This is a genomic window from Nostoc sp. UCD121 (genome assembly GCF_014222285.1).
GTDB lineage: Bacteria > Cyanobacteriota > Cyanobacteriia > Cyanobacteriales > Nostocaceae > Nostoc.
In genome coordinates this window covers 1-22864 of sequence record NZ_JACKZS010000125.1, presented here as the reverse complement: position 1 = coordinate 22864, position 22864 = coordinate 1, and the positions used below count along the sequence as shown (strand labels likewise).

The window sequence follows — 22864 nt, the reverse complement described above, 5'->3', positions numbered from 1 at the left end:
GTTTAATATACCTTTATATTGATTAATGCTTTTATGAAGATTAAAATATAAAGAGAGAAAAAATAAAAAAATTATTAGGAAATCCCAAAAAGTAAAAATTTCTGAGAAACTAGAAATCGTTGAAACGGGGTCAGCCATATATAAAGACCCTGACCATAAAACAAATCACATTCAAATGGGGTCAGTTATATTTAAAGACCCCAAATTTTATGTTTAAAAAACCCCAAAATTAATAAAAACTCGCAATATTGGAAGCGCCAGACTAATAATTTGTTAGTCTTGGCGCTTTCAATTTGTTAACTAAGCATTTACTGGGCTGTTACCAAATAGGATGAAGGAATTGGTTGGGCACGTCCAGCACTGACGAGTGCCTGATAAACAAAGGCAGCAACCTCGGCTCTAGTCGCTTGACGATTAGGATTGAGTTGCTTCGCTGTGGGATAGTTGATTACTAGCTGCTGTGCAGTTGCAGCGGCAACAGGAGCGATCGCATAATTAGGAATCTGGGCAGCATCTGTGTAAAAGGAAAGGACGTTCTGATTATTCGCAGTTAAGCCCAAACCATTAGCTAAAGAGACTAGCGCCTGCACTCTGGGAATTTGCTGCTGTGGTTTAAAAGTGCCATCAGGATAACCAGAAACAAATTGACTCTGGTAAGCAGATTGAATTGCAGCGTAAGCCCAGAAATTTGTTGCTACATCTTTAAACTTAATACCTGCGCGTTTGGCTGGTGGTGTTAAAGCTTTAGTGACAATAGTGGCAAATTGAGCGCGGGTTACAGGTTCATTGGGTTTAAAGCTGCCATCAGGAAAGCCAGCAATAATATTTTGAGAAGCTAAAGCTTCGATGTAGGTTTTTGCCCAGTAATTTGCTGGCACATCTTTAAAGGCAACAGGCCCTCCAGGTGGTACATCAACAGCTGCGGCAACAAAATCTACTGAGCCAAAAATCTTTTTCTGATCGATATCGTTGCCAACAGCGACAATTTTACTGGTTTTAGTGGCGTTATTCACATCATAACGAGTGTTATTGCGGATAAGATTACCACCAGGATTTTCGTTGGTGCCAAGGTCAGGTAAAGCACTAACAGTTGCTACTACACCATCCCGCTTATTGTTCTGAATGACATTCTTACGCAATACGGGCTTCGCTGACTCTGAGATAAAAAGACCATCTTGGTTTTCGACGATTTGGTTTTCCACAATTAGGGGTGTGGAAGTACCACCGATCGCTAGACCAAAACCAGTATCCTGAAATAAGTTACCCCGAATTTCTCCTTGAGCAGCTTTAGCAATTGAAATCCCATTGCCTTTGTTTTGCACAAAGATGTTACTTTCAATTTTAGGATTGCCTGTACCCGTCACAAAAACGCCCTCTCTAACACTGTTAGTAAAAGTACTGTTTTTGATAGTAGGATTAGTTGATTCCACCCACACAGCCGTACCCCGGCTATTTGGGTTAGTAACGGTGACACCAGTAATAGTGGTATCTTGTTCGGCCAGGATGGTAATGTCCTGTCTAGCAAAGGTACGACTAGTGTAGAAACCTCCACCTGTAATTAATATTGCCTGACCTTTACTAGCTTCATCACCCCGCAGTGTCACTCCTGGTTTAAGCAACAATGGGAAAGTTTCGCCACTTTCCTGGTTATAGTTCCCAGGTGCTAATTGAACAACTGCACCTGCTTGGGCTTGACTAAGAGCAAAACTGATGCTTTTGTAAGGTGCAGCTGAGGTTGTACCAGCACTAGCACTATCTACACCCGTTGCGGGATTAACATAAATTGCTGCGGCGGTTGTCGGAACTTGCGCTGTGAGCTTTGGGGCAATACCTTCTGGGTGAGTCGCACCAGCATTAACCGCACCGGGTAGTAATATTGAACCGCAGTAAATAGCTAGCAAAGCCGTTAGTCCGGCTCCCCCGCGTAAAGTATATCTGAGATGACTGCTAGAAAGAAGGCGAAAATTTTTCGCTATAGAAATGTGAAAACCCCGATATTTCATTTTTTCTGTCTGTGATGTGCTGAATTACGGTATGTCGAACAAGGTTGAAACTAGCAGTCTTATAGCTGCTGTCAAACCCATGCAAAACTATACTGGATGATTAGCACTGATTCAGCTAATTTCCTTAGATACATCACAGAACTTATACATTAGTTATATTATTTTATTCAGAAAATTTTACTAGTATTTAAGACGGCGCAAGTTTGCTTGCCTTTAACAAAGGGATTTTGCCCCTTGTTAAGTCCCAAGTCTGGTTAATTGAGATGGTAGGTGGATTTTTGCCAAGCCGTAGGCTTTCAGGATAAGCAATTTCTATCGTTGTCTGATCTAAGCGTTCATCCTGTCTTTGCTACCATTACTGAATTATTTATTTTTTGGTATTTCCTAAAGCTAGATGCCGCAACTAATTCTACTGGAATATCATCACAAGAAAAGCAAATCTATTGGAAATTGGCAGAAATGCGTTTTAAATTTTTGGGGTTGCGTCGCACCTTAATTTTACTAGGTAGTCCCTGTCTTGTACTTTTGTCTACTCCTGCCTTTGCTGCGGAACGAGTAGTGTTGAACTATGGTATTTTCCGTGAATCACTTTCAGTAGACGAACTATCCACCTTTGCCCAAACAGGTGAACTTTCACGTTCATTACGAGTTGATTTTGCTTTAGCACGACAAGATCCTAAAGCCATTCGTCAATATTTAACTGAGCCTGTGAAAGTAAACCTAGTATTTTTAGATAGAGTTCTGAATAGCCAGATTGGTAATATTATTTTGGATCAAATTAGTCAAGTTATTTATACACCGTCTCGGAGAGGAGATCGGCAGGCTTTGCGATCTGCTTTGGTACTTTCTGCAAGTCAAGATGGGCAGGTGTCGCTAATCGAAATTATTCAAAATTATCCAACTAATGAAGTGGAAGTTGATGGCAAACGCTTGGAGGGTGCATACCGTCAACTTCGTCGCTTGCAAACAAGCCTACAAGATTTACTCAATTTTTAGTAAGCTAAAGTTTCTAAAGTTTCCCTTAAATACCTTTGTACCTGCTGTTCCAAGCGAATTCCGTGCAATTGAGCATCACGTTCTAGTTGCCAGCGTTGAAAACCGGAACTAGTGGAGATCGCACATTTGAGGCTATACCAAATTTCAGTATCAGCAGAAAATTGGCGATCGCTAGAAGCTGGAATTTGAGCCATAGTTCCTCATTCCTTTATTTTTACTTGCAAGGTAATTGGGCATTGGGTATGGGGCATTGGGCATCGGTAATTTCCCGATTCTTCTCTGCCCCTCTGCTTCCCTACTGCTTATTTTTAGCCTTTTAAAGTAAATAATATTACTTTCAGGGCTGTGATGAATCTGTATTAATCCTAAACAAGGATTGCAATAATCGGGGCACGATTTGATTAACCCGAACCCCTAAAATTGTGAAATCTTGCTTAATCTTTTCTAAAGATAATGGTTCTATGCCAGCGAATTCTGTCTCATTAATCACTAAAACTCGCATTACACTCACAGGTATTTGTAAAAATAGATTGCTGCCTAAAAAGGCTAATCCCGCAAGCACGAGTGCAAGGCTACGCCATTGTGGAAGGAATTTGGCTGAATCTGCTACTAATGGAGCAAATTGGTAAAGATGCCACAGCACCCAAATCGACAATACTGCTGCCACTAATGCCAGGATACGATTTAACTTTGTATTAATTAAACAGAGAATTTTTCGCTGCCGCTCAGTCAGATTTTCTGGCTTTAGGGCTATTCCTAAAAGAGCGAATATATAAAAAGGGCGACGTAACTGCATCCATAGCAGGGGAAGAATACCAATGGCGGCAACTAAAAATAGTTCCATCCAGACTGGCAAAAACGGCTCACCTACAGACAAAAATATTAAACAGAGTACTAAAAAAACAGGCAACGTCGCCAATCCAGCGACGTGAATCCACAAAATAGGTTCAGAGCGAAATGAATGCATAGTAAAAAGTTATGAGTTAAGAGTTAGGAGCTTGGAATTAGCAGTCTTTAACTCCTAACTCCTAATTTATTACTCCTAACTTCTAACCATTTTACCCTTAACACTATCTCGTTAAGGTGAGAGTGCGGCGCTTCGTAACCATCTGATAGGATTCGATGATGTCACCTTCAACCCAATCATTGAATTTATCCATACCGACACCGCATTCATAACCGGCGTTGACTTCACGGGCATCTTCTTTCATCCGTTTTAGGGAATCAAGGACACCTTCATAAATCACCTTACCGCCGCGTCGTACCCTGACTTTGCAGTTACGAACTAGCTTGCCAGATTGAACGTAGCAACCGGCAACAGCACCGCGACCGACTGGGAAGACGGCACGAACTTCGGTTTGACCCAAGGGTTCTTCCACCAACTCTGGTTCCAAAAGACCTTCCAAGGCATCTTGGATATCTTCTAGGAGTTTGTAGATGACGTTGTATTCCCGGACATCTACACCCGCTTCATCGGCGGCTTGTCTAGCGCCACTAGCGAAGGTGGTGTTGAAGCCAATGATTACAGCGTTACTTGCAGCTGCTAAGTCGATGTCTGTCTCGGTGATTTCCCCAGCCGTAGCCAAGAGCATCCGAATTTGGACTTCGTTTTGCGGGATTTGCTTGAGCGCTCCCACAATGGCTTCTACGGAACCTTGTACGTCTCCTTTCAAGATCAAGTTGAGTTCTTTCAACTCACCTTCTTGTGCTTGAGCCGATAAGGTTGTGAGGGTAACACGTCCCTGTAACAGGCGGGATAGGCGTTGTCTGTCGGCGCGATCGCTAGCGAGGGCTCTGGCTTCTTTTTCGTTCTGGAAGACCTCGAACTCGTCGCCTGCTGCTGGCACATCACTTAAACCCAACACCTCGACAGCAAAGGAAGGAGAAGCGATATCCACTCTCTTGCCTCTGTCATCCACCATTGCTCGGACTTTACCGAAGGCCGAGCCAGCTACTAAGATATCTCCCACATGCAGGGTGCCATTCTGAATTAGCAGGGTAGCAACTGCTCCCTTGGCTTTATCCAGATGTGCTTCAATGACAGTTCCTTTGGCGGTACGATCTGGGTTGGCAGATAGTTCTCCAACTTCTGCTACCAAGAGAATCATTTCTAAGAGCGTATCCAGATTTTCACCTCTGATGGCGCTCACGGGAACCATGATTGTCTCACCACCCCAATCTTCTGCGGTCAGACCATACTGGGTTAGTTCTTGTTTCACCCGCTCTGGTTGTGCCCCTTCTTTATCAATTTTGTTGATTGCAACAACAATTGGCACTCCCGCAGCTTGAGCGTGGCTAATAGCTTCAATGGTTTGGGGACGGACACCATCATCAGCAGCCACTACTAACACGGCAATGTCTGTTACCCGCGCTCCTCTAGCCCGCATCGCTGTAAAGGCTTCGTGACCAGGGGTATCCAGGAAGACTATCTGCTGTGGTTTGCCCTCATGTACCACATCCACATGGTACGCACCAATATGCTGAGTGATACCACCAGCTTCGCCAGCAGCCACTTTGGTTTTGCGAATTGAGTCGAGCAGGGTTGTTTTACCGTGGTCTACGTGACCCATAATTGTCACGACAGGCGGACGGCGATGAAGATATTCTTGGTCTTCTGCGCCGACCATTTCCGTAATTTTCCGAGCTTCTGCTTCTCGCTCGACGGTTTCGACTTCTATTTCTAGTTCTTTTCCTACCAGGGTAATTGTGGGAATATCCAGATTTTGGGTGATACTCACCGCCATGCCTTTGAGGAACAGGATTTTTACAATCTCTGTATCGGCAACGGCTAAAACGTCAGACAGTTCTTGCACAGTCAACGGCCCTGTGATCGTCACCTTTTCGGGACGATCGCGCTTGGTGTCAGCTTCTTGTTGGTGGCGACGGTTATTGTGATGGTCACGGCTAGAACCAGACTTAGAACCAGGTTTTCTACTTCCTCTAGCAGTTGGGGCGCTAGCAAGGCTTGCACCCGGCATCTGTACAGGTCGAGTCGCTTTTGGTTTGGGAGGACGAGCGATGGAAAGGCTGACTTGGACGATTGCTGGTGAGTCGATATCGTCATCATCCAGCAAATCTTCTTCAAATTCATCATCCAATATCGGCTTAATCCGCTTGCCTTTAACGCCAGCTTTAGCCTTCTCTTTAACTTCGTCGATTATTTCCTCTTCTACCCACTTTTTGCCGCCTTTGGTCGGGCGAGGCGGACTTGGGCGTTTCAAATCGAGGAGATCGGGTGTAACTGGCTCATCACCCAGTCCTTGAGATTTGCCCGCTATTCCTGACATTTGTCTGGGTGGAGTAGCGATCGGCATTGCGGCTGCTACTGATTCACCAGGACGCGCTGGTCTGGGTCTTTGCCCCTCTCCTAGTTGTGATGGTGCAGATGGTCGATTGCCTCTCTGCTCTGGTCTGGTGGGTGCAGGGGTAGGTCGAGCCTGTCTTTGTGGCGCAGATTGTGGAGACTGGTCGGTTGGCAGTTTAGCAACTCTGGGCTTAATTTGCTCGCGATCGCCTTCAACGGGACGTAGCCGTTGGTCGCGTTTGAGAATCGGCTTATCTGCTTGAGATACCGGCTCATCTGACACCTGGGCTACTTCTGCTTGGGCAACTTCTGCCGCCGGCCTTGCCGGAGGGGCAACTAATTGCGGTTTGATCGGTTTTTCCGATTTCGGTCTCGGTGGAACTACTTTTTCCGGTTTTTGGGATGCTACTTTTTCCGGTGCCTGACTTGGATTAGGTGTTTGTTCCAAGTCGGTGACAGGAGGTTGCTCTTGAGTCTCAGATTGAGTCCGGGGCACAGGTCGAGTTGGTGCCGCCGGCTTCATGGGTGAGGCTGGTGTAGCAAAAGGCCGTGGAGGTGAGGGAGGATTAGCTTCAGACAAGGCAGCTTGGGTATTGTTGGCAACTGACGCCTCTGGGGCGTTGGAGGTAGTATTTCTCAATATTTTGGGTTTGCGTATTTCCAAAATTTGCTGTTTGTGGGGTGCAGCAGGTCGGTTACGTCCGCCGTTTGGTGGTGAATTTGGCTTATGGCTGGTTGTACCTAGTTCCTTTTTGGCTGAAACATTCGTAGCTGCGAGCTTTTCTGCTGCCGTGCGGATGTTTTCTGCCTCGGATTCTGAAATCGTGCTGCTATGACTTTTGACCGCGATACTGAGCTGGTCGCAAATTGCTAGTAGCTCTTTGTTATCCAAATTCAATTCCTTTGATAATTCATAGATTCTAACTTTGCCGTTGGTCATCCACTCTTCCCCTTTAATTTACAGTTTTAGCGGATGGTTGCCTGGTTTGCGACATCTCCATCCTTGGATTACTGTTTTTAGACCGCCGTTTAGTTTTTGCCGGTGCCTCCAATCAGGAAAGAGAGATGTTTCGGTTTAATAATGGCATCCCCACCAGGAATGATGGTTGAGGGACACCCATAAAAATTTTTTAAATAAAAGATTTTTATAGGAATCCTTGACGCCGAACTGCGCCTGAGCGCTACCAGGTTGCCATTTTGTAGTTTCTTGTTTTGTTGATTCTGAATCTTCCACAACACAATCGATTACATCTTGTTCTGGGAATGTTGCCTCGCTCCCCTTAAATTATTGGAGAGTCGAATGCCTTTTACACCCATTTACTATTTTGGCACTAACCTTAACGATCAACAGCGGGTGTGATGAAAGCACGACTTCGGCTTTCGCACAATTCCTCTGGTGATGATGTCACAAAGTTGTTCCAATTAAATTTGGTTTTGGGTATTGCTGCTGGGTAGACGTTGCGACAAGCTTTGGTACAGTGTTTCTGGCACTGATGCATGTAGCGATCGCCCTAGTCGATTTTTTTTTTGAGCCGCTTGTAAGCAACTCGTTTGTGGACAAATATAGGCGGAACGCCCCATGCCCTGATCCAATTGTACCTTTCCCGATGGAAAGACGCGGACAATCCGCCAAAACTCATCTTTTGAGCCTACTTTCCGGCAACTAATACAGCGCCGATAATTTGGTTTCATCAATTTTCTGCGATCTCAGTCCAGCATTCTGGGTGTAAAAATGAGTTTTTTATTACTATTTTTTACTTATACCAAGGTGTCTTTCAGGAAATAATCCTTAAGACTCGGACTACAATCAACATTATCAAAACTTTACAAGATTAATCAATTATTCGTCATCGTTATTGTCAAAACTATCCTCCTCTTCTAATTCGTCCTGATTTTCATCTTCGAATTCTTCGTCGAATTCAAGCTCATCTTCCTCTGTCTGATATTTTGCTCTGACAGCGGTAAATTTCTCATCCTCTCCGGCATAGTCGTATTTAGCTTTGTCTTTAATGTCTATTTTCCAACCAGTCAGGCGGGCTGCCAAACGGACGTTTTGTCCTTCTTTGCCAATAGCTAAACTTAGTTGATCTTCAGCCACAAGTACGTGAGTTTGCCGGGATTCTGGGTCCATGAGGCGTACTTCATCCACCCGTGCTGGACTTAAGGCATTAGCGATGTACGTTGCTGGATCTGGCGACCAGCGAATTACATCTATTTTTTCACCACGTAATTCATTGACCACCACTTGAATTCGCGATCCCCTAGCTCCGATACAAGCACCAACTGGGTCTACATCGCGATCAAGGGTATCTACTGCTATTTTAGTCCGGGGGCCGACATAACGGGAAGGGGGATTTGCCTCCCTCGCTACGGCAACAATCCGTACCACTTCATCTTCGATTTCTGGAACTTCGTTGGCAAACAGATAAACTACTAAACCCGCATCGGCACGAGACACCAGCAACTGTGGCCCTCGTTGCTGACCTTGAGAGACTTTTTTCAGATATACCTTGAAGGTGGCGTTTGCCCGATAATTATCGTTAGGCAACTGTTCTCGCTTCGGTAATTCGGCTTCTACTTCTGGCTGACCAAAGCCGCTGCTAACTGCCAAAACCACAGATTGCCGCTCAAACCGTAGGACTCTTGCTTGCAAAACAGTTCCTTCTAAATCTTGGAACTCTTCTTGCACCATCTGGCGCTGTTGATCCCGTAATTTTTGCGCCAATACTTGCTTGGTTTGCATTGCCGCCATCCGACCAAATTCTCCTTGATCGGGTGTCACATCTAGTACAACAGAGTCCCCTAACTGCGCTTCGGGAGCTACTTGTTGAACTTCGTCTAGAGAAATTTGATGGTCTGTGTTATTTACTTCTTCAACTATGGTTTTGGTGGAAAGAACGCGAAATCCCTCTCCGTCAATATCGAGTTCTACTTCAAAATTTTCAAAATAATCTTCGTCAAACTGTTTTCGCTCTAAATTTTGGGCGCGGCGATAACGTTCGTAGCCTTTGAGTAATGCTTCTCTAATAGCTGATTGAACTGCAAGACGGGGTAAATTCCGCTCACGACTTATACTTTCAATTAATTCTTTTAATCCAGGTAAAGTAACCATTGACATAAGCAATCTCCTTTAAAAATCAGGGAGTGGGGGCTGAAAACTACGCATTAAATAGAACCAGGGATTAGAGAATAGCTTTACACTAGCCCCTAATCTCTAGTCCTTAGTTCCTAAACTCTAGGCCCGAAACTCTAGCCTTGAGTGAATGGTACTCTAGTCTGTAATTCCTAAGCCCTAGCCCTTTGTTTATCGGCGCTCGTCTAGCTGCACCTTAGTAATTAGGGAGCGGGGAATTTCGACTACACGACCTTTTTGGTTTAAGTAAAGTGTTGTCTCATCCCGGCGAATCAACTGACCAATCCACTCTTGTTGTCCGTCGTAGGGAAGCGTTGTGGAAATAATGACAGGAAATCCTTTAAAGGAAATAAACTCCCTGTCTGTTACCAGTTGCCGCGAAATACCAGGACTAGACACTTCCAAGACGTATGTATCTGGAACGATTTCCGCAGCATCTAAGGAGGCTTCTAAAGCACGGCTCATCCTCTCACAATCATTCAATCCGGTGTCTTGCTGAGGATTGCGAATGTCTACCCGCAACACTGGTGGACTTTGGTGAGTGTGAAAGACCACGCCAACCACTTCCAATCCCAGTTCTTCTGCTACTGGTGTCGCCAAATCAATAATTTGTGGAACTAAAGGATGAGCCATGAGAGAATTCAATAAAAAAAGTGGGCACTGACCCACTTCCTGCGATAGGTATATCTTCCAAGAAGTCTTGTGACGAATCAATGATGATTCGCCCTCATTCGAGTTTAGCGCATTTAATGGATAGTCGAGTATGGGGGACAGGGCATTGGGAATTGGGAATTGGAAATTGGTTATTTCTCCTTGCCCCCCTGCCCCCTAGCTTCTCTACCCTTCGCGTATTTTTGGGAGAGTGGTGCTTTTCTCGACGACTGTAGGAACTGATGCTTGTGTGCGTAGCTGCCTGGTTTGCTCGATAATTTGGTCTATGTCTTCTTGGGATAAACGCTGGACGTAGTTGATTTTGATTTCCTCTAAGAAGTCAAAAAGTAAACTCTGAATTTCGGAAAGTACGTGTTTTTCCTTCATTTGAGATCCCAAAGCTTCGCTAAACCTTTCTACGAGTTGACTGGTGAGTTTTGCACCAACAGGGTCTTCAACAGCGCTAACCAAAGTTTTGTAAAGATTAGTTGTGATTTGCGTCGCCAGTTGTTCGCTTAACTGGGTTTGAGCTTTTCCCACGCCAGGGAGATTCTGGAGGTTGCGGTAGACGGGGACTTGATGGAAGACGGTTTCGATGTTGTGGCGCAAAATGGCAACGATCGCAGGTTGAATATCAGGTAAGACTTGGTAAACAATTGTTTTTACCAAAAGACCTGCGATCGCTTCCACTTCATTCACATTATTAATATCTATGTAGGGACGTAAATTTTCTTGTTGTGAGAGCCAATCCGTTAACTCACCCCGTTGAATTGAACCCTGAACCTGGTTAATTACCCTTACTACTACTACTTCTGTAAGTTCTTCAGCAAAATTGGCGACAACCCCCTGATGAATTTGCTTTCGCACTGGCTGGAGATCCAATAACTGCGCTTGATCGAGGCGAACTAATACAGGTAAGATTCGCAGCCAACGCCAAAATGGTAGGAGTAAAAATATGTCGTACCAACGCCACAATAGTGCTTCAAACCAGCTTAAGCCAAGATGTCGGCGTTTGATTAAGAAGGTACGCCCCAGCAATTCTACGCCAAATAAAATCAGGAAGGGTAAGTCAATAATCCAAAAATTATCCACAAATTCACCACTTTCACCGATTTGGCGGTAGTAGTTAGTGGCAATTAAAGGGCGGATGCTCTCGTTAAAAAAATTAATTTCTTGATCCCAGCCCTTTTGTGATAGATAAGGCTGACTCCAAAAAGTGGCAAAGGACTGTTTTGCCGATTCGTTACCAATGTGCGATCGCATCCGCTTTTTGATTTTTTCCAAAGTCCCACTTTTATTAACTCCAGCAAAGGGGTTACTGTCAATCATCTCGTTGCTAAGACGCTTTATTTGCTCTAGTTTGCTTTTTACCTCAGAAGACTCTAATCCTGTTTGGCTGACTTGTTCTTCTAATACGTCTACTGTTTCTAGATAACTTTTTGTGTCTCGGTGGGGTTCAATACCTTTTATTGGGTCATAAATCTGAATAACTTGTGGAAGTTTCCGTAAGTAAAAATCTCGCCAAGGTACGTAACTTAAATTAAACAAAACTAAACCTAAATTTACAGTGGCAGTAATTGCCATAAATCTTTCAAACCAAAGATTCCTCTGCTTAGAAGATTTTATATCTTTCTTTTTTTGTTGCATATTATACATTTTTAGGAGATTTGGAATATTAGCTCTTCCATTTATTAATTTTCGTTTCTTTCCAACCAAATACAGCAATTTGCAGTTGAGTAGACCTCAGTATAAATGTATGTCTATGTATTTATGTCAACTTAAGGTAAAAAAATGCTTAGAGACAAAAGGCTTAAGTTGGCACCGAATTGACTGTTCAAAGCGTGTATTCGCTTCAAATGATAATCTCTGCGTCTCTGCCAATACAAAATATGTCTTTTGATGGATGACATGAATTATTTTTTATATAAATCGTTAACTTTGGCAAAAATTATTCATAAATTATTCAAAAATCATTAAAAAATCGCGAAAAAAGTTATTAAACAAACTTAAAATGCAGCTGTTAACATTTATAATCCTGCTGATTTAATCCAAAGGAGTTTTAAATATGTGGTGTGGTTTTGGAAAATCAAGCGCGACTTTTGCTGTTACTTGCCTGATAAGCGCTAGTGTGGTAATTGCAGACACAGGTTTCGCAGCACCTCAACGTAGCTATACGCCCCAGCAATTCCGTTCTGTGTTGCGAGGTCTAGGCTATAACGTCAAGGTAACAAATGGTCCTTTGACAGATGAGGAAACCAAAAAGGCAATTCGGGAATTTCAGACAGGTTATAAGCTAAAACCAGTTGATGGGATAGCAGGGCCAAAAACCCAAGATTTTGCTGCTAACATTGTTCAAATTCTGCACACAAATTTGAATGCAGTAGTCAAGCCTAATCCTCCCCTAACGCGCGATCATTTTTACGGATCCCGCACGGAAGAAGTGGTGAAGGAGTATCAAAAGAAATATCAGTTGCAAGAAACTGGAATTGCTAATTTAGCACTCCGCCAAAAGCTGAATGAAGAGGCAAAAACAGTCTTGAGTCAGCCAACGGCTAAACCAACGGCTAAACCAACAGCTAAACCAACAGCTAAACCAACGGCTACACCAACAGCTACACCAACAGCTACGCCAACAGCTACACCAACAGCTACGCCAACAGCTACGCCAACAGCTACACCAACGGCTACACCCACGGCTACACCAACGGCTACACCAACGGCTACACCCACGGCTACGCCAACATCTACACCCTAGTCTCCACAAAAACCCCTACCCAAAGGCCCTCAAGTTATCTGATTTGGTTCTTCTAAGGGTCTACCCTTGGGTATAGGTAGAATTGGACGGGGGTCATTGTAAGGCATAGGAATGTACTGCACACTGGGTCGCCCTCCTTGGGCCTGTGGGTACAAGTCCATGAGATCATAAATAGAATGGGGCAGTCCGACAGTTACGGGCAGCCCCATTTCTGTTGCTTCTTCAATAGTTATGGGATAATCGTGGGTGACGCGCCCGGTTGTCAAAGCTTCGATAATCGATTCGATATTTTCTGGTAGAACTTTTTGTTTGGGTATACTGTCTTTAAGCAAAGTTCTTACAAACCTCTGTACCTGCCCAATTGCTTTGCGTGAGAGGTCGGCCATAATTAAAGTTTGATCGTCAATCTCACTGATAGGTTTATGTTCAGTTACTTTTAGGATACTTGCTGCGGGGTAATTACCCAATTGGGGATCAACTGGCCCCAAGACAGCGTTAGCATCCATAATAATTTCATCAGAGGCCAGGGCAAGCATTGTACCGCCACTCATGGCATAGTGCGGGACAAAGACTGTGACTTTTGCCTGGTGGCGAATTAATGCTCTGGCGATTTGTTCTGTTGCCAAAACCAAACCACCAGGAGTGTGCAAAATTAAGTCAATTGGCACATCTGGGGGTGTGAGGCGAATAGCTCGTAAGATTTGTTCTGAGTCTTCGATAGTAATGTAGCGAGATATGGGAATTCCCAGAAAGCTAATAGACTCTTGGCGGTGAATCAACAAAATTACCCGACTTTTACGTTCTTGTTGGAATTCTTGTAAAGCACGCAAGCGGCGATATTCTATTTGACGTTTTTGCCAAAGGGGTTGCAAAGAAGTCAGAAGGAGAAAAATCCAGAATAAATCACCAATACCAAAGCCCATAAATATTAATTCTTGTTCAAAAATAACGATTGTCGTCATTATTGTGACAATTTTTGGGCGATCGCATTTCTATCGTAGGGCTAGAAGATGTAGAGGGAGATAAGGTAGATGAGGAAGATTTTGCTCTCCTATATTCCCCTACTTCTTCATCTCCCCCGTCGCCAAATTTTGATAGTATCGTCATCACTACCGCTCACTAGGGTTTGACCATCAGGACTGAAAGCGACACATCGAACATAGCTGGAATGTCCTGTAAGTGTGCTAATTTCTCTACCGCTGTGTAAATGCCACAGTTTGATAGTATTGTCCCAACTGCCACTAGCGAGAAATTGCCTATCCTGGCTAAAGGCAACTGACCAAACTGAATCAGAATGACCACTGAGAGTGCGAATTTCTCTGCCTGTGTTGACATGCCACAATTTAATTGTGTTGTCACCACTGCCACTAGCAATCATTTCTGCATCGTGGCTGAAGGCGATACAGTTGATGAAGAAGGAATGACCTGTAAGTGTGTAGATGTTTCTCCCTGTGTATAGTTGCCACAGTTTGACCGTGTAGTCATTGCTGCCACTAGCGACAAGCTGTCTATCCTGGCTGTTCGTTGTTGTAGCCGTTCTCGGAGAATAAGCAATTGATGAAACTGAGTCGGAATGACCTGTGAGAGCTTGAATTTCTATACCAGTGTTTACTTGCCATAGTTTAATTGTGCAGTCAGCACTGCCACTAACAAGAAACTTGCCATCTGGACTAAAGGCAACAGAATTCACCCAGTTAGTATGACCAGTGAGAGTGCGAATTTCTTTTCCGGTGTTTACATCCCACAATTTGATCGTATTATCCCAACTACCGCTAGCCAACATTCCCCGGTTCAGGTCTGTAACTCCCCCAGATTTGCCAGAATCTCCTTGATAAGAAAAGTTTGAAGAGATTGGGCTAAAGGCGACGGAATTAACCATACTAGAATGACCAGAAGACCAACGACCCATTTGACGCACTAGCTTGCCAGTACTCAGTTGCCAAAGTTTAATAGTGTGGTCATTACTGCCACTAGCAATCAATTGCCCATCTGGACTAATAGCGATCGCATGAACCATACTAGAATGACCTCTGAGGGTCTGTACGCATTGCCAGTTTTGCTGGTCTAATATAATAGGTGGAGGTAATTTTACTTGGGGCGTTATCACTAAAGTGGATGTTTCTGGTGTTATCTTTTTCTCGTTTTCAGGGCCCAATAAATCCAACCACTCCTGCACAGATTGGGGACGATAGGTTGACTCCAAATCCATGCCGCACATAATAGCTTGATTTACCCTATTGCTGATGTTGGGATTAAAATATTGTGGTGGTTCTAAATTAATATTGTGTCGTCTATCATCTGCACTCGTCGGTATTACTGCGGTCAATAAATTATACAAAGTAGCAGCTAAAGCATAGATATCAATGTATTCTCCTCGTGGCGCTTCTGATTCATACTGCTCAGGTGGGGCAAAACCAGGAGTGCGATACACTGTATGTCTTTGAATTACATTAGGAATAAATTCTCTAGCGATGCCAAAGTCTATCAGCACTGCTTCAGATTTATCAATGCGGATCATAATGTTGCGTGGTTTGAGATCCCGATGCAGCAATCCTTTAGAATGGATTAGTGTCAAAGCGTCGCCAATTTGTCTGATGTAGAGCAGCGCTTCTGCTTCTGATAGCACTCCAACCCGTCTTAAGTACTGTCCTAAGTCTTCACCTTCGATGTATTCCATCACCATGCAGGGCAAATTTCCATCATCAAAGATGGTTTCTATTTCTACTATATGGGGATGGTGACACACAGCCAGCCTAACTGCTTCATCACGGAAGTCTTGCCGTAACTTGTTTCGGTGGAGTATCCAGGCGGGGTGGTTCAGGATTTCTTCTTTAAGGGTTTTAATCACTCGCAGTTGATTTCGTTGATTTCTGGCAAGATAAGTAATGCCAATTCCGCCTTCACCTAGTTGGCTTTCGATAATGTAGCGTCCCCCGAATAAAGACTTTCCTGCATTCCACACCATTAGTAATATTTGACAATTGCTGGTATTTATTTTGGCACAGTATCAAAACAGCCAACCCGAATTTTTGGGAATTCCATTTGAATCGCTGTTGTAGATTTTTGGAAGTTAGTTACTTAGAGAACATTTTCATTAACCTCGATAATTACTAATAGTATAAAGTTGTGTATACCCTAATAGCTTTAGCGAAACTTTGCCTTTAGATCAAAGTATGAGAGTTGATTGCTCATGTTAGAGTAAACGATGACTTTCGCTATATTTGTTCATAATAATTTGACTTGTAGGTAATCTGTAATTATGCTAAAGAATCTGAATCTGAAACAAAAATTTACAATTCTGCTACTGGTAATTCTGACATTTGGTTTGAGCTTGAGTGGATTTGCTCTTTCTTCTTTGCTTAGGGAGAATGCTAAACAAGATATTAGCTCTACCGGCCTCATCCTCATTCAAACAATGAGTTCTGTTCGTAAATACACCAGTACCCAAGTGAATCCAGAGCTAGTTGATAAATTGGCTACTGAGTTTTTGCCGCAAACCGTACCTGGATACTCAGCACGGGAGGTATTTGAGATTTTACGGAAAACAACAGAATATCGTGATTTCTTTTATAAAGAAGCAACTCTCAATCCTACAAATCTGCGGGATAAGGCTGACGGTTTTGAGACAGAAATTGTAGAAAGGTTCAGAAATAAATCGGATCTTAAAGAAGTGAGTGGATTTCGCTCAATTCCTAGTGGGGATATCTTTTATATTGCTCGTCCCTTAAAAGTTTCTGAAGAAAGTTGTCTGAAGTGTCATAGCGTACCGGAGGCTGCCCCTCAAAGTATGATTGCTCTTTATGGCACAGCTAATGGATTTGGGTGGAAGCTGAATGAGATTGTCGGCGCTCAAATTATATCAGTACCGGCAAAGAATGTAATCAGCAAAGCAAATCAGTCTTCTTTACTAATTATCTTAATTGTATCAACTATATTTATAGCGACTATCCTGTTAGTTAACTTGTTCTTGAATCGACAGGTTGTTGTTCCTCTCAAACGCATGACTCGCATAGCGGAAGAAGTTAGTACAGGACACATGGAAGTTGAATTCGAGCAGATGTCTAATGATGAAATCGGTAATTTAGCTAAAGCATTTAAACGGATGCAGTTAAGTTTAGAAATGGCAATGAAAAGAATCAAACGCACTCAGGGGGGAACAGGGGATTAAAATAATTAGTAATGAAATTATGTTTTCTACAAGATGCTGCGCGTACCTTGCTTCTCTGTAAGAGTACGCGCTACGCTAACGTAATTAATTTTTATGGAAATAGTTGAACTATTCTAACTTATTTCTAAAGTGATATAGGAATCATATTTGATTTTTGAAAAAATTTAGTATAGCTCAGAGAGGCTTTTTGACTGTTGCCGATTACCTTGCTACCCAAATAATTATGGCTACGCCATGCTGCGCGAACAGAAATCAAATCGGATTGCCAGAGTAGTCTTCAATATCTATGAAAATAAGCTTTTTTTGAATTCAAAAGCTGCTTGAAAGTTAGGAATTTGGTTAGCTATAAGTTCAACAAATTGATCAGGTGAAATGTAAGGATTCTCATCTAATATTTCTTCTATAATCAGATTTGCCATTGGCCCTATGTGGTAGGCTAATTCTTGCTGACAATGTTTAATAAATCCTGGTTGCAGTGAAGGTTGTTGTTCAATTTGCCCACTTTGTACATTAGCAGGTAAACTAGGTGGACTAAAAATCGTTTCTCCGGGTTGGTTGTATGACTGCGATATTGCCGACATAGCCTGAAATTCAGGATTAAATACCGTAGCAGGCAAATCATCAAGCATGACTGGAGGAGACATTGCTAGTTCTGGTTCTCCAATCCGCTCTAAATCTTTGATAACTTCCCTGGCTGTTTGGTATCGTTTGTTGGGTCTATCTGCCAACATACAATCAAGTACTTGAGCGAACTCATCACTAACGTAAGTATAATAACGCCAGTTCCATTCAAGTGAGTACTGATCCATTAGTAAAGATGGATCTCTACCTGTGAGTAGTACAATAGCTGTCACCCCCAAGGCGTAAAGGTCACTAGAAGCCGAGCACAAACCTAAGCTAATCTGTTCGCGCGGTGCATACCCCACTTTGCCTACAAGAGACATTTTGCCAACAAATGTAACTTGGTGGTTAGAACTTCTCCCCTCGTTCATGTCAGCAATTTGCTTCCCAACACCGAAATCAATCAGCACTGGCAGATCCTTGCCATCAGGTAACATGATGTTATCAGGAGAAATATCTCGATGGATGATATTGTGCTGATGGACATATTCCAAAACAGGCAATAGATTTTTTAGCCACTGGATAACTTCATCTTCAGAAAAGTTTCTTCCTTGACGTTGAAGTTCTCCCAGCAGCCTAGAATATGTTTTGCCGTCAACATACTCTTGTACTAGGAATAACCGACCATCTCCTTCAAAGCAAGCTAAAAACTTGGGAATTTGGGGATGTTGCAATTGATGAAGAATTTTTGCTTCTCTTTTAAATAAGTTGCGATATTGTTCCAGTCCACTTTCCCCTGTGCCAATGGGTGCAAACTCCTTGAGTACACAAGCTTCATTAAACCGCCGAGTGTCAAATGCCAAGTAAGTTCGCCCCAATCCTCCCTGTCCTAGAAGTTTTTGGATAATATAGCGGTTATCAATTAGAGTTCCAGCAGCTATTTCTGGTCTTGTGGTATGGGACTGTGACATCTCATCGCACTCCTCGCGATTTTATTGTTGATAAATTATCTAGTTTGCTGAAAGTCAGAAACTCTAGCAGATAAGGGCTGATAACATCCTTAAAATTGAGGTTAGCACCACTATCAACACAAGGAAATACACTTTTCTACAATCTTTGAACGGTCTTGTGTAACCAAATAGACAATTTTTACAGGGATAGCTAGATGATACTACTTGTACTTACGTATTTGAGCAGATGGGATATAACCAGTGTCTGCGGTAATATCTGCGAATATTCAGGTTATCACCTTTTGGAGTTGTAGCTGAACCACATCTCATTCCTAGCAACTCAATTAGGATTGAGTTTTGAAAAAGTAAGGATATAGCATAACATCATGGTTTTTGAAAAAAAACTAAAGTTTCTATAGACTTCTCCAAATAAAATATTATATGTATTTCAAGTGCTGAATATGCGATCGCTCTCAAAAATTAATCTTTATGGGAGCCAGTATTGTTACTTGATAGCTACTTCCGCATTAGCTACCAAAGCTTTCTGTATAGGTGATTCTTCAAAGCCGAAAATTATACTGTGTATCAAGACATACCTGAAAGCTACAGTAATTTATCTACTTCATCAACATCTATACCCAACTGACGTAAACGTTCTACTAATTGTTCTGCTTTTTGTTTGGCTTGAGCAGCTTCTTGCTCAGCAATTATAGGTCGTTGGCTAGTGGCAGCACCTTCTTTTGTGGGTATGGTCTACTGTAAATCTTGTTGTAACAATACTTGCGCAAATATAGCGGTTCTCGAATGGAAGCAATACAGTCTGACCTCTCTCCTAAAAGGCTAAGGTTACAGTGTGCCTGAGGGTGTTTGATGAAAAGATATAACTGGTTGTTGTGGTAATGCGATCGCAGTTGTTAAACCTTCATCTTGCCTAACAACTGGTTTCAGCTCTACTTAGATTTATGAGAAATGAGATCCCCGGCTTGTCAAACAAGCCGGGGATCAGTAGCTTTCTAATTTTTCCTAAAACATTTCATCACACTTCTGGCTCAATGCCCGCCGCCCGCAATTGTGCTGCTAGTCGTTCAGCACATTGGCGTTCTTGTTCGGCGCGTTGGCGTTCCTCTTGGGCTAACTCGAAACCCCAAGGTAGAAGGTTTCCTTGTTCACCCCACCATCGTAACCACTTTCCTGTGCGGTTTTCACGAGTACCTTGCCACACCCCAAGATAAAGATTCATTTCTGCTATCCAGTAGCGTTGATTTTCATCAGGCTCTTGCAAAATGTACTGTTGTGTGTGTTGTAAGCGATACATTTCGATACTGCCGCTATCTGGCTCAAAGATGATGTAGTTTGGCACTTTTAAGATGCGCTCATAGAAAAACCATTTTCCTGGGGGATATGTCGCTTTGATAGAATACTCTGTCTCCTGTGTATCGGAAATAAATTCCATTACAATTACGGGAATGTCTCCCTGTAATTCAGGTGTGTAACTGCGTGTTACCTCTTCTCTACTAACATTAATTTTGGCAATGAAAGCCCAATCAGGTGCTTTAATGACTATTTTGTTGTTTAGAGTGGCACAAATGCCGTAATTAGTTGTTGTTAGGGTGTTAACTGAAATTTTTCCGGCTAATTGTAAGCTTTCTGTAAGTGCAGCAGCTAAGGCTGGTTGGTTGATGTTGTCCACTGGATCGTCTGGGAGTTTGTAATCATCGGGTAGTTTTTCCCAAGTGATTTGGTAGTCTTGGGTGAGGGCTGTCATCGTGGGTTGTCCTTTGGGATGGTAAATTTACAAGAAATAAATTACGAACCACAGAGACGCAGAGAACACAGAGAGAGGAGAAATGGAGAGTGATTATTTTAGCTCCCCTCAACCCCGGTTAAAAAAGGGGGCTATATAGTTATTCATCTTCATCGGGTTCTAAATCGTCGGCTGTCAATTCCTGATGCGGGATGGCCGCGATAATCGCATCTATTACTTTAGAGACGGGTAATATTTCAATATTTAAGTCGGGGAATTTTGTCCCTTTTGGCACGATCGCTCGTTTAAATCCCAACTTAGCAGCTTCTTTTAACCGTAGTTCCATTTGGGAAACCGATCGCACTTGTCCACCTAGCCCAACTTCACCGATTAAGACTGTACCAGGATCGACGATGCGATCGCGGAAACTAGCTACAATTGCGATCGCAATTCCTAAATCTACCGCAGGTTCTTCCACATTCAACCCACCCGCAGAAGCAACATAGGAATCTAACTTGGACATAGGAATTCCTACCCGTTTTTCTAAGACGGCAAGAATTTGCACCAAGCGGTTGTAATCTACGCCAGTACCGGCACGACGGGGTGATGGGTAGCTGGTAGGACTCACTAAAGCTTGCAATTCCACAACAATCGGGCGAGTGCCTTCGCAAGCAACCACAATGGCAGTACCGGGAGCCGGATCGTCACGGTTGCCTAAAAATAGCTCTGAGGGATTGGAGACTTCCCGTAGTCCCTCCGCCACCATTTCAAATATGCCGATTTCGTGAGTTGCGCCGAAGCGATTTTTTACTGTGCGTAATAAACGGTGGGAGGCAAAGCGATCGCCTTCAAAATACAACACTGTATCTACTAAATGTTCTAAAACTTTTGGCCCTGCGATCGCTCCTTCTTTGGTCACATGTCCCACAATCAGCATGGTGACATCTTCGTGCTTCGCTACTTTCATTAGTGCGGCTGTACATTCCCGTACCTGAGCCACTGAACCTGGTGCAGAAGTCAACGCTGGAAAAAATACTGTTTGGATACTGTCAATCACCGCCACGTTTGGCTTGAGAGAATCTATTTCCCGTAAAATTTCTTCTAAATCTGTTTCTGGCAGTACATATAAATCTGCACCTATACTGTCAGGGTCTATGGGTAGTGTCGGATCTACGACTACTTCAACCTTCTCCTCATTAACCACACTTAGGGGTTTTGATACTCCCAAACGAGAAGCTCGTAATTTTACTTGCTGTCCCGATTCTTCACCGGTTACGTAAAGGATGCGGTATTTCTGTGCTAATTGATTTGATACTTGCAATAATAAAGTTGATTTACCAATACCCGGATCGCCACCAATCAGCACCATAGAACCAGGGACAACCCCGCCTCCAAGCACCCGATCTAATTCTCCATAACCAGACTCCCAGCGAGCGATTTGGCGATCGGTAATTTGATCGAATGTTAAAGAGGCTCGTGCTTTAGCTGGTTTATTGTGAGATTTGCCATTGCCTTGAGCGGATTGCCAACTACTCACTCCCCCCCGGCTGGGTACATCTACTGAGGATTGAATAGAAATTTGTTCTTCTAGAGAGTTGTAAGTACCGCAAGCTGGACACTTACCAAACCACTGGGGCGATTCTGCTCCACATTCATTACAAGTAAAAAAGGTTTTTGGCTTTGCCATTCTTAAATCTTATTAAATAATCTTAATATTTACTTAATTCTTGAAAAAAACTAAAAACCAATAATAGTAGTATTTAGAGCTTTTTCCAAATCAATTGATGGAATGATATCTTAATATTATGGTATTAAAAATTAATCATGTAAATTTTTAGTCAAGGAGCCTAGAGAAACTTGGAAAGCCATAAAGAAAAAATCTTGGTGGTAGACGACGAAGCCAGCATTCGCCGGATTTTGGAAACGCGCCTTTCCATGATTGGCTACGATGTAGTGACGGCTGGTGATGGGGAAGAAGCTTTGGAAATTTTTCGCAAAACTGAGCCTGATCTGGTAGTTTTAGATGTAATGATGCCAAAGCTAGACGGCTATGGTGTATGTCAAGAATTACGAAAAGAATCAGATGTCCCCATTATTATGCTAACAGCCTTGGGTGATGTAGCCGATCGCATCACTGGGCTAGAATTGGGGGCTGATGACTATGTAGTTAAACCATTTTCCCCCAAAGAGCTAGAAGCCCGAATTCGCTCAGTGCTGCGACGGGTAGACAAGAACGGTGCTTCTGGCATTCCCAGTTCTGGGGTAATCCATGTCGCTAATATTAAAATCGATACGAATAAGCGACAAGTCTACAAAGGCGATGAGCGAATTCGATTGACGGGTATGGAGTTCAGCTTGTTAGAGTTGTTAGTCAGTCGCTCAGGAGAAGCTTTTTCTCGTTCGGAAATTTTGCAGGAAGTATGGGGTTATACACCAGAACGTCATGTAGATACCCGCGTAGTAGATGTGCATATATCACGTTTACGCGCAAAATTAGAAGATGATCCTAGCAACCCAGAATTGATACTCACAGCTAGAGGTACTGGTTATCTTTTCCAGCGAATTATTGAACCAGGGGAGGAGTGAGCAGATGGGGCAG

The 22864-nt window shown here is 43.1% G+C and carries 17 protein-coding genes; 4 read left to right on the top strand and 13 right to left on the bottom strand.

All coding sequences use genetic code 11. The annotated features are described in order from the left end of the window. Positions 1-308 precede the first annotated feature (308 nt). The gene (locus GNF10_RS23330) at positions 309-2003 is read right to left on the bottom strand and encodes a DUF1565 domain-containing protein (protein WP_185581624.1); all 1695 of its coding nucleotides are present in this window, start codon (positions 2001-2003) and stop codon (positions 309-311) included. 459 nt (positions 2004-2462) lie between these two features. On the opposite strand from GNF10_RS23330, the gene GNF10_RS23325 reads away from it, so the two are divergent. Then, entirely contained in the window at positions 2463-2999 is a 537-nt protein-coding gene (locus tag GNF10_RS23325; protein WP_185581625.1) for an alpha/beta hydrolase, read from the top strand. On the opposite strand, the gene GNF10_RS23320 is transcribed toward GNF10_RS23325, so the two are convergent. The 7 genes from GNF10_RS23320 to GNF10_RS23290 form a co-directional block, all read right to left on the bottom strand. Then, entirely contained in the window at positions 2996-3193 is a 198-nt protein-coding gene (locus tag GNF10_RS23320) for a hypothetical protein (RefSeq protein WP_012412012.1), read from the bottom strand. The two genes, GNF10_RS23325 and GNF10_RS23320, sit on opposite strands and share 4 nt — an antisense overlap. A gap of 143 nt (positions 3194-3336) precedes the next feature. Further along, positions 3337-3966 carry a low-complexity tail membrane protein gene (locus GNF10_RS23315; RefSeq protein ID WP_114081472.1) on the bottom strand — a complete coding sequence of 210 codons (630 nt, stop codon included), beginning with the start codon at positions 3964-3966 and terminating at the stop codon, positions 3337-3339. A gap of 103 nt (positions 3967-4069) precedes the next feature. After that, positions 4070-7243, bottom strand: a complete 3174-nt coding sequence (gene infB / locus GNF10_RS23310; RefSeq protein WP_185581623.1) for a translation initiation factor IF-2 — start codon at positions 7241-7243, stop codon at positions 4070-4072. A gap of 482 nt (positions 7244-7725) precedes the next feature. Continuing rightward, a complete protein-coding gene (locus GNF10_RS23305) occupies positions 7726-7995 on the bottom strand; it encodes a YlxR family protein (protein WP_185581622.1) in 270 nt (89 codons plus the stop codon). 148 nt (positions 7996-8143) lie between these two features. After that, the gene (gene nusA, locus GNF10_RS23300) at positions 8144-9421 is read right to left on the bottom strand and encodes a transcription termination factor NusA (protein ID WP_185581621.1); all 1278 of its coding nucleotides are present in this window, start codon (positions 9419-9421) and stop codon (positions 8144-8146) included. Positions 9422-9607: 186 nt separating this feature from the next. Continuing rightward, positions 9608-10069: a ribosome maturation factor RimP gene (rimP, locus tag GNF10_RS23295; RefSeq protein WP_114081475.1), complete on the bottom strand. Its 462-nt coding sequence runs from the start codon at positions 10067-10069 to the stop codon at positions 9608-9610. 204 nt (positions 10070-10273) lie between these two features. After that, complete coding sequence (locus GNF10_RS23290) at positions 10274-11743, bottom strand: hypothetical protein (protein WP_185581620.1); 1470 nt, start codon at positions 11741-11743, stop codon at positions 10274-10276. A gap of 409 nt (positions 11744-12152) precedes the next feature. On the opposite strand from GNF10_RS23290, the gene GNF10_RS23285 reads away from it, so the two are divergent. Beyond that, a complete protein-coding gene (locus tag GNF10_RS23285; protein WP_185581731.1) occupies positions 12153-12842 on the top strand; it encodes a peptidoglycan-binding protein in 690 nt (229 codons plus the stop codon). Positions 12843-12871: 29 nt separating this feature from the next. Here GNF10_RS23285 and GNF10_RS23280 read toward each other — a convergent pair whose 3' ends face one another. Both GNF10_RS23280 and GNF10_RS23275 read right to left on the bottom strand, forming a co-directional pair. Beyond that, positions 12872-13765 carry a hypothetical protein gene (locus tag GNF10_RS23280; RefSeq protein ID WP_185581732.1) on the bottom strand — a complete coding sequence of 298 codons (894 nt, stop codon included), beginning with the start codon at positions 13763-13765 and terminating at the stop codon, positions 12872-12874. A gap of 146 nt (positions 13766-13911) precedes the next feature. Continuing rightward, a complete protein-coding gene (locus tag GNF10_RS23275; protein ID WP_185581730.1) occupies positions 13912-15807 on the bottom strand; it encodes a serine/threonine-protein kinase in 1896 nt (631 codons plus the stop codon). 294 nt (positions 15808-16101) lie between these two features. On the opposite strand from GNF10_RS23275, the gene GNF10_RS23270 reads away from it, so the two are divergent. Then, entirely contained in the window at positions 16102-17010 is a 909-nt protein-coding gene (locus tag GNF10_RS23270; RefSeq protein WP_185581729.1) for a DUF3365 domain-containing protein, read from the top strand. Positions 17011-17294: 284 nt separating this feature from the next. Here GNF10_RS23270 and GNF10_RS23265 read toward each other — a convergent pair whose 3' ends face one another. The 3 genes from GNF10_RS23265 to radA form a co-directional block, all read right to left on the bottom strand. Continuing rightward, complete coding sequence (locus tag GNF10_RS23265) at positions 17295-18542, bottom strand: serine/threonine-protein kinase (protein WP_185585255.1); 1248 nt, start codon at positions 18540-18542, stop codon at positions 17295-17297. Between the two features lie 1015 nt (positions 18543-19557). Then, positions 19558-20286 (bottom strand): Uma2 family endonuclease, encoded by a 729-nt coding sequence (locus tag GNF10_RS23260; RefSeq protein WP_185585256.1) that lies wholly within the window; start codon positions 20284-20286, stop codon positions 19558-19560. 139 nt (positions 20287-20425) lie between these two features. Then, the gene (gene radA, locus GNF10_RS23255; protein ID WP_179073453.1) at positions 20426-21952 is read right to left on the bottom strand and encodes a DNA repair protein RadA; all 1527 of its coding nucleotides are present in this window, start codon (positions 21950-21952) and stop codon (positions 20426-20428) included. A gap of 170 nt (positions 21953-22122) precedes the next feature. Here radA and rpaB point away from each other — a divergent pair, with 170 nt between their 5' ends. Continuing rightward, complete coding sequence (gene rpaB, locus GNF10_RS23250; protein ID WP_185582014.1) at positions 22123-22851, top strand: response regulator transcription factor RpaB; 729 nt, start codon at positions 22123-22125, stop codon at positions 22849-22851. Positions 22852-22864 lie beyond the last annotated feature (13 nt).

What these genes read in the sequence shown, in the direction of transcription:
- GNF10_RS23330 (WP_185581624.1), bottom strand. Translation starts at nt 2,003, where the DNA reads ATGAAATATCGGGGTTTTCACATTTCTATAGCGAAAAATTTTCGCCTT.
- GNF10_RS23325 (WP_185581625.1), top strand. Translation starts at nt 2,463, where the DNA reads ATGCGTTTTAAATTTTTGGGGTTGCGTCGCACCTTAATTTTACTAGGT.
- GNF10_RS23320 (WP_012412012.1), bottom strand. Translation starts at nt 3,193, where the DNA reads ATGGCTCAAATTCCAGCTTCTAGCGATCGCCAATTTTCTGCTGATACT.
- GNF10_RS23315 (WP_114081472.1), bottom strand. Translation starts at nt 3,966, where the DNA reads ATGCATTCATTTCGCTCTGAACCTATTTTGTGGATTCACGTCGCTGGA.
- infB (WP_185581623.1), bottom strand. Translation starts at nt 7,243, where the DNA reads ATGACCAACGGCAAAGTTAGAATCTATGAATTATCAAAGGAATTGAAT.
- GNF10_RS23305 (WP_185581622.1), bottom strand. Translation starts at nt 7,995, where the DNA reads ATGAAACCAAATTATCGGCGCTGTATTAGTTGCCGGAAAGTAGGCTCA.
- nusA (WP_185581621.1), bottom strand. Translation starts at nt 9,421, where the DNA reads ATGTCAATGGTTACTTTACCTGGATTAAAAGAATTAATTGAAAGTATA.
- rimP (WP_114081475.1), bottom strand. Translation starts at nt 10,069, where the DNA reads ATGGCTCATCCTTTAGTTCCACAAATTATTGATTTGGCGACACCAGTA.
- GNF10_RS23290 (WP_185581620.1), bottom strand. Translation starts at nt 11,743, where the DNA reads ATGTATAATATGCAACAAAAAAAGAAAGATATAAAATCTTCTAAGCAG.
- GNF10_RS23285 (WP_185581731.1), top strand. Translation starts at nt 12,153, where the DNA reads ATGTGGTGTGGTTTTGGAAAATCAAGCGCGACTTTTGCTGTTACTTGC.
- GNF10_RS23280 (WP_185581732.1), bottom strand. Translation starts at nt 13,765, where the DNA reads ATGGGCTTTGGTATTGGTGATTTATTCTGGATTTTTCTCCTTCTGACT.
- GNF10_RS23275 (WP_185581730.1), bottom strand. Translation starts at nt 15,807, where the DNA reads ATGGTGTGGAATGCAGGAAAGTCTTTATTCGGGGGACGCTACATTATC.
- GNF10_RS23270 (WP_185581729.1), top strand. Translation starts at nt 16,102, where the DNA reads ATGCTAAAGAATCTGAATCTGAAACAAAAATTTACAATTCTGCTACTG.
- GNF10_RS23265 (WP_185585255.1), bottom strand. Translation starts at nt 18,542, where the DNA reads ATGTCACAGTCCCATACCACAAGACCAGAAATAGCTGCTGGAACTCTA.
- GNF10_RS23260 (WP_185585256.1), bottom strand. Translation starts at nt 20,286, where the DNA reads ATGACAGCCCTCACCCAAGACTACCAAATCACTTGGGAAAAACTACCC.
- radA (WP_179073453.1), bottom strand. Translation starts at nt 21,952, where the DNA reads ATGGCAAAGCCAAAAACCTTTTTTACTTGTAATGAATGTGGAGCAGAA.